The sequence below is a fragment of the Syntrophomonas wolfei subsp. methylbutyratica genome (genome assembly GCF_001570625.1).
Lineage (GTDB): Bacteria > Bacillota > Syntrophomonadia > Syntrophomonadales > Syntrophomonadaceae > Syntrophomonas > Syntrophomonas methylbutyratica.
In genome coordinates this window covers 106,003-122,448 of record NZ_BBQT01000005.1, presented here as the reverse complement: position 1 = coordinate 122,448, position 16,446 = coordinate 106,003, and the positions used below count along the sequence as shown (strand labels likewise).

The window sequence follows — 16,446 nt, the reverse complement described above, 5'->3', positions numbered from 1 at the left end:
AAAGAACTTTAGTTGGGGTTATTAAAGAATACAGAAAGGAGGCATACGAATGGCCGAAGAAATGCGTATAGTGCTGCGGAACTACGGTAAGATCGACCCCCTGAAGATCGATGACTATTTGGCTCAGGGCGGCTATAAGTCCCTGGAAAAAGCTCGTGCTATGAATACCGCAGATCTCATTGCCGAAGTTAAGAAATCCAATCTACGGGGCCGCGGTGGTGCTGGTTTTAATTGTGGAATGAAGTGGTCTTTTGCCGCTGGCGCACAGGCTGAGCAGAAATATGTCATATGTAATGCTGATGAAGGCGAGCCAGGTACTTACAAAGACCGTTTGATCATGGAAAACGACCCGCACACTTTAATTGAAGGAATGGCTATTTGTGCTTATGCTATTGGAGCGACCCAGGGTTATATATATCTTAGAGGAGAATACCCTTTCCTGGTAAGTACCCTAAATACTGCGATTAACCAGGCTAAAGAAAAGGGATTGGTAAAGGATTTTGATATCGAAGTTAGAAGCGGAGCCGGAGCATATGTTTGCGGTGAAGAGACCGCTCTTATCGAATCCATTGAAGGCAAACGCGGTGAACCTCGCTTTAAACCCCCCTATCCACCTTCTGAAGGACTATGGTCCAAACCCACTATCGTCAATAATGTTGAGACCTTCGCCAACATTCCCGTCATAATTGAAAAGGGAGCCGATTGGTATGCCGGTATTGGCAATCCTGCCTATCCGGGAACCAAAGTCTTTACCCTGACCGGCGATATCAACAACAGAACCTTTTTCGAGGTTCCTACCAGCACCACTATCAGGGAGATAGTCTTCCAATTTGGCGGAGGTATCCCCGGCGGCAAAAAATTCAAAGCGGTGCAAATCGGCGGAACTTCAGGCGCTTTCATCCCTGAAGCCTTATTGGATACCCCGGTGGCTTTCGACTCCATGTCCGCTATAGGAGCTACCTTAGGCTCCGGGGCTACTTTCGTTATTGACGAGAGCCGGGACATTGTGGATGTAGCCACCAGGATAGCAGGCTTTTTTGAACATGAATCCTGCGGAAAATGTGCGCCCTGCCGCGAAGGCACCGCCAGAACCGCAGAACTAATGGAAAAGATTAACGAAGGACGCGGCTCGAACAAGGATGTTGCTTTGCTGGAGAAGTTAGGTACAGTAATGTCCTATTCGTGTCTCTGCGGCCTGGGTCAGGCCGCCCCTGCTCCGGTATTGACCACCATCAAGCACTTCAAAGCCGACTACGAAGCTAAATTCGTGTAGGAAAGAGCAAAGGAGGGAATATGAATGGTTAACCTGACAATAGACGGAATTAAAGTATCCGTTCCTGAGGGCTCTACCATCCTGCAGGCAGCTAGTGAAGTCGGCATTAAAATACCTACCCTGTGTTTTCATCCTGACCAGTCGATTAAAGCCAACTGCAGAGTATGTGTATGTGAAGTAGAAGGCAACCGGTTGCTGCAAGCGGCCTGCGCCATGCCCGTTTTTGAAGGAATGGTCGTAAAAACCAGAACCCCGAAGGTTTTAGAAGCCAGAAAAACCATACTGGAATTGATATTATCCAATCACCCGCAGGACTGCCTGAATTGTATAAGAAACGGCAATTGCGAACTGCAGGACCTGGCCCAGGAATACTGCATAAGAGAGAATCCTTTTGAATACAAGGTACGGGGATTTGCCAAAGACTTTTCCACTCCCGCCCTATTCCGGGATCAGGATAAATGCATACTTTGTCGCCGTTGCATCGAAGCCTGTTCCGTTGTCCAGAGCGTAAATGCCCTGGGTCTGGAAGGACGCGGCTATAATTCTATGGTGGTTCCCACCCTGGGTAAAGCCTTGATTGACAGTCCTTGCGTAATGTGTGGACAATGTATCCATGCCTGCCCGGTTGGCGCCATCGGCGAAAGAGAACAGATTGATGAATTCCTGGCTGCAGTAGCTAATCCCGACAAAGTGGTGATAACCCAGATAGCACCTGCAGTCAGAGTGGCTATTGCTGAAGAAATAGGCATGATGACCGGTGAAATGCCGATGGGAACCTTTGTACAGGGACTAAGGCAAATCGGTTTTGATTATGTTCTGCACACCAACTTTTCCGCTGACCTTACTATTTTGGAAGAAGGCAACGAACTATTGAAGCGTTTGAAGGAAGGCGGGACTCTGCCCATGTTCACTTCCTGCAGTCCCGGCTGGATCAACTTCTGCGAAACCTTCTATCCGGATTTGTTGGACAACCTTTCCACCTGCAAGTCTCCACAACAAATGTTTGGAGCTCTGGCCAAGACCTACTGGGCCGAGAAGATGGGTATTGACCCCTCCAAGATTTATTCGGTATCCATTATGCCCTGTGTAGCCAAGAAGTTTGAGGCAGCCCGGCCGGAGATGAACGATAGCGGCTATCAGGATGTTGACCTGGTGTTGACCACCCGTGAAATCGGGCGGCTATTCCGTATGAGCGGGCTGGATTTCAGCAAGCTGCCCGCCTCCGATTTCGATTCCTGGATGGGTAAATACACCGGTGCCGCCGTAATCTTTGGCGCTTCCGGCGGGGTTATGGAAGCGGCCCTGCGTACCGTTTATGAGGTAGTAACCGGAAAGACCCTGGAAGATGTAAATTTTGCCGCTACCCGCGGTATAACCGGTATTAAGGAAGCCGCTGTAGATTTGGATGGTACGGTAGTTAAAGTAGCAATCGCCAATGGACTGGCCAATGCCCGCAAACTGATGGAGCAGGTTAGAGCAGGCGAGTCGCCTTATCATTTCATTGAAATCATGGCTTGTCCCGGCGGTTGTATTGGCGGCGGCGGTCAGCCCATCACCAAAGCCAATGTCAAACGGGTGGAACGCATAGAGGCTATTTATGCGGAAGATGAAGGATTGCCCTTGAGAAAATCACACGACAATCCGGAAGTCAAAACCCTTTACGAGGAGTTCCTGCATGAACCTCTGGGACATAAATCCCATGAACTCCTGCATACGCATTATCATCCCAAGAACAAAAAATTCTTATAATTTAAAAACAATAATTAATTTATGTCAGAGTTGATAAAGGTGCCTGGCACCTTTATCAACTCTTCTGCTTTTTTCCGGCGGGGATTATAGAGAAAAAGATAAGGGACAAGCTGGGAAGAGCGTATTCCCGTAATCAGGTCGGTTTTGAAAAATTCGAGATGCAGCAGCCTGCGCAATTCCCGGTTGCTTTTTCTGCTTGCATATGGAGGTAGATTTGACTGCACAAAATCCCGGTCTTTTATCAAGGTGTAGAGAATTTGGCTCGTGTTTTCCGGGTTATACCTGTTCAATTGGGAGGGTAGATTAGATGATTGCTGATTCCAGAGATAATCGTATTTTAGGAGTTCGTTGACTGTTTCCTGAAACTCAACAAAATTGCTCTTAATAAAATCCAGCAGAAAATTGTACTCCGCTTCCTGGCGGTGAGAGCAGGCAAAGTACCCCTGTTCCTGCCAATAAGAGGCGAAAGCAGCCAGGAAATTAAAAGCGTCACCCTGATAGATCTGTTGTACGATAAAATCCAGCGTAAAACGCATCTTGCCTGAATTGTAATAACGATCCAGCAGGTTCTCTATTTGTTTTAACTGCAGTATATCATTGTAGTCGAGATAATGATTAGCCAGCAACTGGTAGGGGGGATTGTCCTGAAACAGATATCCATGTTCCCTGGCAGCAGCCCGTATCTGCGAACCTTTCAAGAGCTTAAGGAAACCCAGCTGAATTGCATCCGGGTGTAAAGAGAACACATCATTGAAAGAACGGCCAAAACGCTTAAAGCTTTCGTAAGGCAGACCGGCAATAAGATCGAGGTGCAGGTGGATATTAGCGGCAGCTTGCAGCCTTTCAATATTAGTCCTCAAGCGTGTCCAGTTGCTATTCCGCCTTACCGCTGCCAGGCTTTCCGGGCAGGTAGACTGAATGCCGATTTCAAATTTAAATAAATCTGCTGGCACGGTAGCCAGGAAGGAGATGAATTCAGGGGATAGATATTCCGCAGTTATCTCGCAATGAAAGCGGGTATTCCCCTGCTGGGAAATAATAAACTCCATGATTTCCCGGGCCCGCCTTTCATCGGCATTAAAAGTCCGATCAACAAATTTTACTTCCTCTACCCCGGCGTGAATTAGCTTTGCCAGATCCTCTTTTACTCTCTGCAGGGGAAAAAAACGCACCCCCTTGATGGTTGAGGATAGGCAGTAACTGCAATTATAGGGGCAACCCCGGGAGGTCTCGTAATACAAAATACGCTTGTGGTAGGAGTCCAGCTGGTCCTGGTAAGGAAAAGGAATAATAGCCAGGTCAGCTATCAGTTCCCTATCGGGATTATCGAGAATTGACGGCCCATTTCGGTAGCTTATACCCTTTATTGCTGCCCGGGATTTGGTTCCGGCGATACTCTCCAGGACTTCCTTTAAGCTCTCCTCCCCTTCCCCGCGTATTATGCAATCAATGCTTTCATTTTCCTCCAAAACAGTTAAAGCATTATAACTTACTTCCGGTCCGCCCAGAATAATATAGCTTTGTGGAGCTACCTTCTTGTATTCGCGACAGATTTCCAAGATGGCGCCAACATTCCATATATAAACGGAAAAAGCGAGCACATCCGGCTGCTCGCGAAATATCTCCGCCATAATGTACTCGTTCTTTTCGTTTATAGTAAACTCGCGTACTCTAGTCTCCCAGCTGCCATCAGCGGCAACCGCTTGAAGGTAGGCCAGGGCGAGACTTGAGTGAATATATTTGGCATTGAGGGTGGTTAATAACAGCTTCATAGTATTTTTTATTCTTCTCCAATTACCTTGATTTCTGTCTCCAGCTCTATTCCATACTGCTCTTTGGCTTTAGCCTTAACTATCGCAATTAATTCCAACACCTCGCTGGCGGTAGCATTACCGCTATTAATGATAAATCCGGCATGCTTGCGGGAAACCTCAGCTCCGCCAACTTTTAAACCTTTAAGCCCCATCCCTTCAATCATCGGTCCCACAAAGAATCCTGCAGGACGCCGAAAAGTACTGCCCGCACTAGGGTATTCCAGGGGCTGTTTTTGACGGCGGCGTTTGGCAAAGTCCTGCATCCTGGCTCTGATATCCTCTGCCCTTTCCTTTTTCAATTGCATAAGGGCTGAAACCACAATCAGTTCTTCTTCCTGAAAAATGCTTCCCCGATAGCTCAGTTTCATTTCTTCCGGCTTAAAGCTGGACAATTTTCCGGCAGGAGTAATTGCCCTGACTTCCTTTAAAACATCTTTCATTTCCCCGCCGTAGGCACCGGCATTCATTACCACTGCTCCCCCCAGGCTTCCCGGTATGCCTTCAGCAAATTCCAGACCACTGAGGCTGTAGTCGGCAGCCGCCTGGGATAGCTCCGCAAGCCTGACCCCGGCCTCAGCAAAGATGGTATCATTACAGATAGAAATATTTTTGAGGTTATTCCCCACTTTTATGGCCAATCCCCTTATTCCCTTGTCTCTGACCAGAAGGTTGCTGCCCAGGCCAAAGACAAAACAAGGTATGTCCTGTTTGCGGCAATAGTGTAAAATCCTTTGAATTTCTTCAATGCTCTCCGGCAAGACCATTATATCTACCGGTCCACCAATTTTAAAACTGCTATGCTTTTTCATGGGTTCATTAATTCTTATTCTTTCCGGGGGCAAAATGTTAAATAACTCAGAATACATAAATTCTCCTTTTAAACATTAATCAACCTGGCAGGCAGATATCGTCAACAACTTGCTGTATAGCGTGGTTCCGCTTTTCCATAATTCTACCGGATGCTAAAACCTGCTGCCCTTCCCGTTTAAATTTATGCCTTAAACAAGGAACTATGTTTAGCGCTGTGCAAAATCAGGCTTTTGCGAAGCAAAAACAATAGTATTAAAGTCTAATATAGATTATATCCAATTATCCAACGCTTTTTAACTGCAACTCCAACTTTAGATTAAAGAATGAAGCGGCAGAGTAGATCCTGCCGCTTTTAAAAAAACTGGGGGAATATAATATGGGGCTATTCTATTGGGGTGCTTTATAATTGAATTCTTATTCCTTTATCAGCATCACGACTTTTAGCAATAGTTGATTATTCCTTTTTCAACTACAGGGTGCTTTGACTAACAAGTGTTATTAATTAGCTTATTTTGTTGCTCCTTCTCCAAATACCCTGCTCCTGGGCGGCTTTGATTAGCTCATCTCTGGTATCAGGATGAGCAATTCCGATCAAGCCTTCCGCCCGCTGCCAAACTGACATGCCCTTTTGATGAAATTTGCCGTATTCGGTAACGATAATAGGGGCCATGGAACGGGTATCGGTAACAATTCCTCCCGGGGGAAGCGCGGGACATATTCTGGATTTGATACTCCCGTCCGCAGCTTTATATGAAGAAGGCATACATACAAAAGATTTGCCGCCCCGGGAGAGGTAACCGGCCATGACAAAATCGAACTGTCCTCCGGTTCCACTAATCTGACGGAATCCGGATGACTCGGCACAAATCTGCCCATAGAGATCGATTTCCACCGCATTATTAATGGTTATAAGATTATTGTTGAGTGAAGAAACAGCTGGGCTATTGGTATAATTTACCGGATACATGGCGCATTTGGTATTGTCATCGATAAAGTCATAAAGCATTTGGGTACCCAGAGCAAAGGTATAGACCATTTTTCCGGGATCGGTTTGTTTTTTGCTGCCAGACAGCTTTCCTGCCTCATGCATATAGACATAGGCATCCACCAGCATTTCGGTGTGACATCCCAGATCCCTCAGGTCAGAGTCTGCGATCATCATGCCCACCGCATTAGGAATACCGCCAATTCCCAACTGAACACAACATCCGTCATACATATCCTCCAGAATAAGTTTGGCTATCTTTTCATCTACTTCGCTGAGAGGCGGAGCCGGAATCTGGGCCAGGGGCTGGTTTTCCCCTTCCACAATATAATCAACTTCCGAAATGTGGATAGCTTCTTCATAACCACCAAGGCAACGGGGTTGTTTTTCGTTTACTTCCACAATAATCTTTTGGGCCCGGTCGCAAACTGCACGGGTGTGGGTAGCCTGGGGTCCAAAATTAAAATATCCGTGTTTATCCATGGGAGTAACTTGCAGCATGGCTACCGCCAGGGGCTCAATATGCTCCCGGACATAACGGGGTAGCTCCGAGTAGACTATCGAAGAATAATAAACCGCTTTGGTTTTTGCGACCTTGCGATCCGCACCGGACATATGCCAGCTATGCCAGACAAAGGAGTCACCCTCCGGATCGGCCACATTAACCTCGGTTGGATAGGGATTAACACAAGTCCATATTTTAACATCTTTCAGTTCATCTTTGCGTTTTGCTAAGGCCTTGTCCAGGGTTCTGACCTGTCCACAAAAGGAACCAAAATCGATCCAGTCTCCAGATTTCACAATTTTTACTGCCTCATCCGCTGAAACTAGCTTTTTTCTATATTCGTCCGCAAAACTCATTATTATAACTCCTCCTTATATTAATATCTGACAAACCGAACAGAAAATAAGAATGCTTCTGGCATCAACCCCTTTCATACAGATTTAATTGCTTATCTTTAGCTTTATTCGCTAAGCGGGAACAAATTAATGCGGGAAATTTCTAAATATTCAATCCTTTCTGATAATACATGCAAATAGAATGCCAAAAGTTAATAATTGCTCTAAGCTTCGGATTCATATGGCATTCTAATACTTGCATAATATATATTTAATTATTTAGATAAAAATTTTCACCAATATTAATGCATGTATGCCAATTGCATCATGCTAATTTGCATTTATTTCGCGATACAAGAGCATATCATTCACATTGAGCCTTTACCTCTCGGGTTTTGCGGCAATTTTGCTAATTTAGCATTCATGTAATTTTGCATTATAGCTTGTACGATTGCATTATATTGTCGATACGTGTTGAGATATATGTAATAGGATCACTCCCTCTTTAGTCTAAAAAGGACTGTACTAAGCCACTTATTACTCTGCGGCAAAAAACTCGATGCAACAGGATATAGAAACATGAATGCAACACCCGATGACGGCTTGAGAGTTTAAGGTGGCAAGGGAAAGATAATAAGCAGGTGGCATGGAAACCTCAGCTTGGATAATAGGGAAGCTGAAATTAGAAATCCTCTTTAACTTCATCTGTGTTATAATAGGCAAGGAATTTGGAGAATTTCTTTAGTATATTAGTTTTTAGGGGGGAGTGAATTTCTTTGGATAAAGATAAGATAAGACAAGCTTTAATAAAAATGCTGGGTAAGGAAAAGGTTTTGAGCGAAGAGCTGGATTTGATGTATTATTCCTATGACAGTTCCTTTTTGACCAAGCTGGAGCCGGTTAGCCCACTGGCTGTGGTCTTTCCCCGCTCCACGGAAGAAGTGCAGAATATAGCCAGCTTTGCCTTTGAAAATAATATTGATATTGTTCCCCGAGGTGCAGGAACCGGTGAGACGGGTGGCTGTATCGCCCTAAAGGGTGGTATAGTTCTGGATTTGTCTACCTGGGATGAAATCGTGGAAATAGACGCTCCCAACATGCAGGTTATTGTCCGTCCCGGGGTTATTCATGCCCAACTAAACCAGGAACTTTCTAAATATAATCTATTCTTCCCGCCGGATCCCGGAAGCAGTCAGATGTGTACTATAGGAGGCATGGTCGCCAACAATGCCAGTGGCTTGAGGGCGGTAAAATATGGTTGCACCGAACAATATATTTTAGGGCTGGAAGTGGTATTGCCCAACGGAGAGGTAATTACCACCGGCGGGGTCAAGGCCAGGTGCATAAAAAATGTCTCCGGTTTAAACCTTACCAAACTAATGGTAGGCTCAGAAGGGGTACTGGGGATTGTAACCAGGATTCGCCTGCGCTGCTGGCCCAAACCCAAAGCTCGCGGTATTGCCATGGCCGTATTTGATAATTTGGATGAGGCCCCGGCGGCCGTACTCGATATATACCAGGCGGGGATACTGCCTTCAGGTATTGAAATCCTTGACAGTTCTGCTATAGACGCAGTAAATCAGTTTAAACCGGAAATAAATCTCCCCCAGGCAGAAGCAATTCTTTTGTTCGAGGTTGACGGCAATCCCCCCAGCGTGGAATATGAGGGCTCGCTTATAAAAGAAGTGGTGGGAAAGAGGGCCCGCAGCGTGGAATGGGCCACAGAACCCAGGAGAATGGCTGAGTTATGGGAAGGACGCAGCATAACCGCTACTGCTGCTGCCAGAGTAAGAGCTGATGCCAGCCGGGTGTTTGCGGGTGAAGATATAAGTGTTCCCCTGTCGCGTGTAGCCGATACCCTCAGAGCCATCAGAGCCCTGGGAGAAAAATATGGGATAAAGGTAGTAAATTATGGACATATCGGGGATGGTAATGTTCATACCGCTCCGGTAATTAACCCGGAAAATCCCGAAGAAGTAAAAAAAGTTATAGATTTAGTGCATGAAATACACCTCCTGGCTATTGCCATGGAGGGTTCCACCACCGGGGAACATGGGGTGGGCGCTGTCCGCCGGCAATATGCTGAACTGGAGCACGGCCGGGCCGCCCAGCTTATGCGCGATATAAAGAGGGTTTTCGATCCCCGGGGCATAATGAATCCGGGTAAGCTGATCTAAGCAGCACAAGGGGATGGCTACTGCATCTCAGCATTCAAGTGCCGGCTAATTCCCCTTTTCATCGAGGTTTATGTCCCCTGGCCATAGGGGGTTAGTAAGTAAAGAGTTTTTGATGTTGTTTGTCAGCAACCCCGTCCCCATGACATTTGGAGGGTTAGTTTATTGGAAGGAGGAGGTTTTGGTGGAGTTTCATGAATTGCCTCCCGTAAAAGAGCAAATAATGAAATGTGTGCGTTGCGGTAAATGCAGAAGTGTATGCCCGGTTTTTGCTGAAATTAGAAATGAAACCGCCGCCCCCCGCGGACATGTTTTCATGGTGCAGATGCTAAGAGATGGCAAGGTTGAGCCGAATAACGATGTGAGTGAGCGTTTAAGCAATTGCCTTATGTGTGAGAACTGCAGTGTCAATTGTCCCTCGGGAATAGATATACATGAACTGAATGCGGCGGCCCGTTCCTATATATATGACAAGAATCCCAGTCTGAGCAAGGAACTGATATTTGACAGCCTGTGGACCAGACCGGGTTTGCTCAAAGCCTCCAGCAGGTTAATGTGGGGAGCTCAAAAAAGCGGCTTGCAGAGCCTGGCTCGCAATCTGGGATTGACCAGTATTCTACCTGGCGATTTATCTAAAGCGGAGAAAATCTTGACTTCCGTTCCCCGGCAGTCAGCGCGAAGCTTTCTTCCGGAATATAACCCGGCCCGGGGGGAAAAGAAATATCGTATAGCCTATTTCCTGGGTTGTGGTACCGACCTCTTGAATCCCCAGGTGGCACGGGCTACGGTGGATGTACTTACCCACTACGGTTGTGAAGTAATTATTCCCCGGGATATGAAGTGCTGTGGTCTGCCGCACATTGCCAATGGCAAAATGGATACGGCCAGGAAATTGGCCGTCCATAATATAAAGATATTCAACAACGCTGATTATGACTATATTGTTACTGATTGCGCCTCCTGTTCGTCAGCTTTATCCCCCAAGAACATGGAATTCCTGTTGGGAGGTTTGAAGATTGAGGATGAGGCTATGGCTTTTTCTCAAAAGGTAATGGATTTAACCCAATTCCTGATGGAAAAGCTTGAGATCATAATACCCGGCAAAGAAGTTGAGAAAAGAATAAAGGCAACTTATCATGACCCCTGTCACCTGGCCAATGCCCAGGGGATTAAAAAGGCTCCCCGAGAGCTTCTTCAGCAGATACCGGAAGTGGAATATATAGAAATGGGTGAAGCCAATCGCTGTTGTGGCGGTTCCGGAACCTATAGCCTGACCCACTATGACCTGTCAATGAGGATCTTGGACAAGAAGATGGATAGTGCCATGGAAACTGCTGCTGCGGTAATTGCTACCTGCTGTCCCAGCTGTATGATGCAACTAAGACATGGGGTGCAAAGGCACAAGTGGAATGCGCGCGTCATGCACCCGGTAGAACTGCTAAGCCAAAGTCTCAAGCGAACACCGGCCAAGAAATAAGACGGGGTATTAAGGGGAGAAAACCAGCTCCCCTTTTTCAACATTAATTCCGCTGCAAAAAGTAATAATTATGCATTTGCTTGCATAAATATTCCGCTCGCAGTCTACGCATGGGCAACACCTACGGCTTGTCTCGCGGCTCAAGGGGTACCGCGCCAATCTCCCGTCCATGGGAGGTGGCGCTCCCGCGACATCCTGTCGCTCGCCCCCTTTCGCCTGCTCGTCTTCGCCGGGTGTTGCATCCATGCTTCGCCAACGCTCGCTTTGCATATTTATGCAACCCTTATGCAACAAAAAGGGGTTTTTGCAGTAGAACCAACATTAATTAGTAAGAAAAGTGAGGGGTAAGGGGTGAGGGGTGAGGGGTTGCGGTGTCAAAAGGACCGTCCCCTTGACACCCTCTAGGGAAGCAAGTGGATGAGTAAGCGTTTGGAGAAGAAGATTTTTAGAAATATTCGCGATGCCAATCTAAAATACCGGCTGCTGGAGAATGGCGACCGGGTGGCTATAGGAATGTCGGGGGGTAAAGACAGTCTTACCCTGCTCTATTTCTTGCTGTTGCTGTATCGCTATACCCCCCTGGATTTTTTAGTATTTCCGGTTTATCTCGATCTCGGTTGGGAGAATGATATTGAAGTTATGTCGGCATTTTGCGAGGAACTGGGAGCACCCTTAACTGTAGAGAAAAGCCATATTGGTCAAATAGTTTTTGATAATCGCCAGGAGAAAAACCCTTGTTCCCTATGTGCCAACCTGCGACGGGGAGCCCTGAACCGGCTGGCCAAAGGTCTTAATTGCAATAAGGTGGCCCTGGGTCATCATCTGGATGATGCAGTCAATACCATGTTTCTCTCCATGCTTTTCGAGGGTCGATTTAAGGTATTTAAACCCAGCACCTACCTGGACCGCATGGATATCACCATAATCCGGCCTCTGGTTTATGTAGAAGAAGCTGATATAACACGCTTTATCGAAGCCAAAGGTCTCTCTCCTGCCCCCAACCGCTGCCCCGCAGATGGTGTCGGCAAACGCGCTGAAGTCGGAGAATTGCTGAACCTTATTGAATCCCACTTCCCCGGAGCGCGCCAGAAGTTTCTGGCCAGCATTGAAAATGTAGATCAAGAATCTTTCTGGATTTAAAACAAGATGCCACTGCAAAAAACCTGTTCCCGGGTATACTCAACGCTACATATGGTGTTCAAAACCTCACCATTATACTAGATATGGCAGTGTTAATTTTGAAAAATGACTTTTTGCAGTGACATCAAAATAAACATTTGTTTTTTATCCCATCTCTTTGCCGTCCCTGGGACAATCTTATTCCACATTTTAAGCGAACAGTTGTTTTTTCATCCCTAATTCATGTTATAATGTAAAATAAATCCCCGTGGAGGTCAAGAAATGAACCAAGAAATAAAATTGGGTAAAAGGCAAAAACAAATCCTGGATTTTATTAAACAAAGCTATAAAGAGAAGGGTTATCCCCCTTCAGTCAGGGAGATCGGTCAGGCCGTTGGGCTAAAATCCAGTTCCACCGTTCATTCTCACCTGGTCCGTCTTGAGGAAAAGGGTCTTTTACGCCGGGATCCCGCTAAACCAAGGGCCATTATACCATTGGATGATGAGCCTTTACCTCAAAGCGAAGCCCTATCCGTCCCTGTAATTGGCAATGTGGCCGCCGGTTCACCTATACTGGCTGAACAAAATATTGATAATTATCTTTCCATACCGGTGGATTTTCTGGGAAGCGGAAATCATTTCATATTGAAGGTAAAAGGAGATAGCATGATTGAAGCCGGAATTCTGGACGGAGATTATCTTATTGTAAGAGAGCAAGCTGATGCATCTAATGGAGAAATCGTTGTTGCCCTTCTGGATAATGAAGCTACGGTAAAGCGATTTTATAGAAGAGATGATTATGTGGAACTAAGGCCGGAGAATACTTCAATGGATACCATTACAGTTAACGATGTTCAGATTGCCGGCAAGGTCGCAGGTTTACTGCGTAGAATATAGGTATATCTTTAAAACTTCTCCAGGTATTCGGCCAGCTCCCAATCATAAACCCGGGAGCTGTAACTTTCCCACTCTTTCATCTTGGCAAGCACAAAGCGAGAATAAATATGCGCACCCAATGCCTCCTGGATTATCTCATTCCGGCGCAGCTCATCAATAGCCTCATAGAGATTCTCCGGCAAGGATTCTATTCCCTGTTGTTTTCTGGTAGCCAGATCCATTTCGTAAATGTTTTGCTCTACCGGCAGCGGCGGTGCCAGCCGCTTGCGGATTCCATCCAAACCTGCTTTTAAGATTACCGCCAGACCTAGATAAGGATTACAACTGGGGTCAGGATTGCGTATTTCTATTCTGGTTCCGATACCCCGCCGTGCCGGTATCCTGATCAAAGGGCTGCGATTGCGATGAGACCAGGCAATATATACGGGAGCCTCGTAGCCGGGCACCAGTCGCTTGTAGGAATTGACGGTGGGATTAGTTATAGCCGCAATTGCGCGGGCATGCTTCATTACTCCACCGATGAAATAGCGGCAGGTATCACTCAGGCCATCGGACGCGTTGGGATCAAAGAATACATTCTCCCCTCCTCGGAATAACGAAACATGCAGGTGCATCCCTGAACCATTTATTCCGTATATCGGTTTGGGCATAAAAGTAGCATGAAGACCATGACGCCGGGCCACAATCCTGACGGCAATACGAAAGGTCACGATATTATCCGCCGTTCTCAAGGCATCAGTATATTTAAAATCTATTTCATGTTGTCCGGGAGCTACCTCATGATGCGAAGCCTCGATTTCAAAACCCAGGCTTTGCAATACCTCGACCATATCCCGGCGGGCCTCCTCTCCTTTATCAACGGGAGGGAGATCGAAATAACCCGCTTTATCATTGGTTTGCAAGCTGGGAATTCCATTTTCATCGAGGTGAAACATAAAAAACTCGGGTTCAGGCCCAACCTGCATATTAAAGCCCATTTCTCCGGCTTCCTTAATAGCCCGGGATAGAGCAAAGCGAGGACAACCGATAAAAGGCTCTCCGTTGGAATCAAAAATATCACAGATTATCCTGGCGGTTTTCGCTTTTGAGGTGGTACTGTTCCAGGGCAGAACCAAAAATGTCGACGGGTCGGGTTTAAGGTACATATCTGATTCTTCAATACGCACAAATCCTTCAATCGACGACCCATCAAACATGAGTTCCCCATCCAAAGCCTTCTGCAGTTGATCCGCCGTTATGGAAATAGCCTTTAAAACGCCTAAGATATCGGTAAACTGCAAACGAATGAATTTGACATTATCTTCTTTAACTTTTTGGAAAATATAATTACTATCCAAAATTCAACCTCAACCTCCGCCTTATTAAAATTAAAATACCACAATAAGAAAGGATACAAACATCCCGATAGCCAGCACCAGCTTGAACACCATGCCGGAGAACAAGCCCACAACAGTACCCACACCGATTTTAACCGCTTTTTCCACATCCTGTATTTCGATGTATTCTCCTATCATTGCTCCCAGGAATGGCCCTAGCAGAAGACCCAGAGGGGGAAATAGAAATAAGCCGATGAAGGTACCCAACAGGGCTCCCCACATACCTTTCTTGCTGGACCCAAAATATTTAGCCCCCAGAACAGTGGAAAGATAGTCCACAATTAGCGAAATAACGGTCAATGCCGCCAGTATACAAACGTATTTGGGGGTAATAGTATTGAAGCCCTCATACCAGCCATAAGCGGCAATGGATACAAACATTAATGGTATGCCAGGCAATAGAGGCAGAATCGTTCCGCCAATTCCCAGCAAGAGCAGAATCATTACTATTATCAATGCCATGATACTACTTTCCACTTCTAAAACGCCTCCTTCTCATATCTGATTAACAGCTTTCGCTATAAGTATAATACTCCCAATACCCCAAGGATACAAATTAGCTTTTGATTCTTTCAAGCATTGATATACTGCAAAATAATAAACATCTGTATGCATATTTATGCAACCTTTATGCAACAAAAGTGGGTTTTGGAGTAGAATCAAGCATTTGCCAGCAGAAAGTTGTCCAGTAAACGCTGCAGCAGAAAGCGACAATGTTCATAGCTGAGTCCCCCCTGGAGAAATACACAGTGGGGTGAGCGTAAAGGCGCATCACAGGAAAGTTCAATCGAAGAACCTTGCACAAAAGTACCGGCTGCCATTACAATCTTATCCCGGTAGGCTGGCAACTCGCCATACTCCAAAGTAACATCACTATCCACCGGGGATGCGTTCTGTACCTCCTGGCAGAAGCGCAAAACCTCAGCTGCATCCCTCAGTTTTACCGCCTGTACAATATCAGAGCGTTTTTCGTTCCAACGGGGAAAAACCTCATAACCATGCTCTTCAAAAACATAGGCTAGAAGAACAGCACCCTTTAAAGCCTGCAAAACCGTGTGGGGAGCCAGGAATAAACCCTGATACATAATACGCTTGTCCAAAAGGCTGGCACCCAATTCTTTGCCCAATCCAGGCGCAGTAAGATGAAAGGCTAGCTGTTCAATCAAATCCTTGTTACCGGCTATATATCCCCCGGAAGGTATAAGGCCGCCTCCCGGGTTCTTTATTAATGACCCCGCTATAATATCTACTCCGTAGTGTCCGGGTTCTTGCACTGCGGTAAATTCACCGTAGCAATTATCCAGCATAACAATAGTGGTGGGATTTCTGGCTTTAACCAATTTAGTAATAACCGCAATAGTTTCCAAATCCACCGGCGGCCGGGTTTTATAACCACGGGAACGCTGTATTAAAACCATCCTGGTAGTATCTTTTATGGCGGCAGCAATAGCTGTCAGGTCAGGTTTGCCCCGTTCATCCAAATCAACTTCACTGTATTTTATCCCTTTATCTATCAAGGTGCCAGGAGATTTCTCTTCATGGCCGATAATCCGGCAGAGGGTGTCATAGGGGCTGCCAGTAAGAGATATCAGCTCATCGCCCGGTCTTAATAGAGCGAATAGGCAGGCTGATATGGCATGGGTCCCAGACACGACCTGGCTCCTTACCAGTGCGTCTTCAGCGCCAAAGATATCGGCAAATATATCTTCCAGAGCATCCCTGCCACGGTCTCCATAACCATAACCGGTAGAAGGATAAAAATAATACTCTCGGACCCGGTGTTTGTGAAAAGCTTCGATTACCCTAACCTGGTTGGCATAAGCTATTTCCTCCAGCTCGTTAAACAGCATTTGCAGGGAGTGTTCTGCCTCCTTTATTATTGATAAGGCTTTCACCATTTCACCACTTTCGCCAGTCTTCAACTATATCTAT

At 46.2% G+C, this 16,446-nt stretch carries 12 protein-coding genes; 6 read left to right on the top strand and 6 right to left on the bottom strand.

From position 1 onward, the window contains the following. The first annotated feature begins 49 nt into the window (after positions 1-49). Together nuoF and AWB54_RS06025 are read left to right on the top strand one after the other, a co-directional pair. Positions 50-1,273, top strand: coding sequence for an NADH-quinone oxidoreductase subunit NuoF (gene nuoF / locus AWB54_RS06030; RefSeq protein WP_061213711.1), 1,224 nt, complete (start codon positions 50-52; stop codon positions 1,271-1,273). 24 nt (positions 1,274-1,297) lie between these two features. Next, on the top strand, positions 1,298-3,022 hold the full coding sequence (locus tag AWB54_RS06025) for an NADH-dependent [FeFe] hydrogenase, group A6 (RefSeq protein WP_061213710.1): 1,725 nt from the start codon (positions 1,298-1,300) through the stop codon (positions 3,020-3,022). A gap of 14 nt (positions 3,023-3,036) precedes the next feature. On the opposite strand, the gene AWB54_RS06020 is transcribed toward AWB54_RS06025, so the two are convergent. From AWB54_RS06020 to AWB54_RS06010, 3 genes are all read right to left on the bottom strand, one after another. After that, complete coding sequence (locus AWB54_RS06020) at positions 3,037-4,794, bottom strand: B12-binding domain-containing radical SAM protein (protein WP_061213709.1); 1,758 nt, start codon at positions 4,792-4,794, stop codon at positions 3,037-3,039. A gap of 8 nt (positions 4,795-4,802) precedes the next feature. Next, positions 4,803-5,702: a UDP-N-acetylmuramate dehydrogenase gene (murB, locus tag AWB54_RS06015; RefSeq protein ID WP_061213708.1), complete on the bottom strand. Its 900-nt coding sequence runs from the start codon at positions 5,700-5,702 to the stop codon at positions 4,803-4,805. A gap of 446 nt (positions 5,703-6,148) precedes the next feature. Beyond that, a complete protein-coding gene (locus AWB54_RS06010) occupies positions 6,149-7,492 on the bottom strand; it encodes an acetyl-CoA hydrolase/transferase C-terminal domain-containing protein (protein ID WP_061213707.1) in 1,344 nt (447 codons plus the stop codon). Between the two features lie 755 nt (positions 7,493-8,247). Here AWB54_RS06010 and AWB54_RS06005 point away from each other — a divergent pair. The 4 genes from AWB54_RS06005 (at position 8,248) to lexA (ending at position 13,138) form a co-directional block, all read left to right on the top strand. After that, a complete protein-coding gene (locus tag AWB54_RS06005) occupies positions 8,248-9,648 on the top strand; it encodes an FAD-binding oxidoreductase (protein WP_082736049.1) in 1,401 nt (466 codons plus the stop codon). A gap of 181 nt (positions 9,649-9,829) precedes the next feature. Next, positions 9,830-11,122: a (Fe-S)-binding protein gene (locus AWB54_RS06000; protein WP_061213706.1), complete on the top strand. Its 1,293-nt coding sequence runs from the start codon at positions 9,830-9,832 to the stop codon at positions 11,120-11,122. 417 nt (positions 11,123-11,539) lie between these two features. Then, a complete protein-coding gene (locus tag AWB54_RS05995; protein WP_061213705.1) occupies positions 11,540-12,262 on the top strand; it encodes a tRNA 2-thiocytidine biosynthesis TtcA family protein in 723 nt (240 codons plus the stop codon). Between the two features lie 261 nt (positions 12,263-12,523). After that, positions 12,524-13,138 (top strand): transcriptional repressor LexA, encoded by a 615-nt coding sequence (lexA, locus tag AWB54_RS05990; protein WP_061213704.1) that lies wholly within the window; start codon positions 12,524-12,526, stop codon positions 13,136-13,138. An 8-nt stretch (positions 13,139-13,146) separates the two neighbouring features. On the opposite strand, the gene glnA is transcribed toward lexA, so the two are convergent. From glnA to AWB54_RS05975, 3 genes are all read right to left on the bottom strand, one after another. Further along, on the bottom strand, positions 13,147-14,475 hold the full coding sequence (gene glnA / locus AWB54_RS05985) for a type I glutamate--ammonia ligase (protein WP_061213703.1): 1,329 nt from the start codon (positions 14,473-14,475) through the stop codon (positions 13,147-13,149). Between the two features lie 30 nt (positions 14,476-14,505). Continuing rightward, positions 14,506-14,991, bottom strand: coding sequence for a DUF456 domain-containing protein (locus AWB54_RS05980; RefSeq protein ID WP_061213702.1), 486 nt, complete (start codon positions 14,989-14,991; stop codon positions 14,506-14,508). Between the two features lie 182 nt (positions 14,992-15,173). Further along, on the bottom strand, positions 15,174-16,436 hold the full coding sequence (locus AWB54_RS05975) for a methionine gamma-lyase family protein (RefSeq protein WP_235811107.1): 1,263 nt from the start codon (positions 16,434-16,436) through the stop codon (positions 15,174-15,176). Positions 16,437-16,446 lie beyond the last annotated feature (10 nt).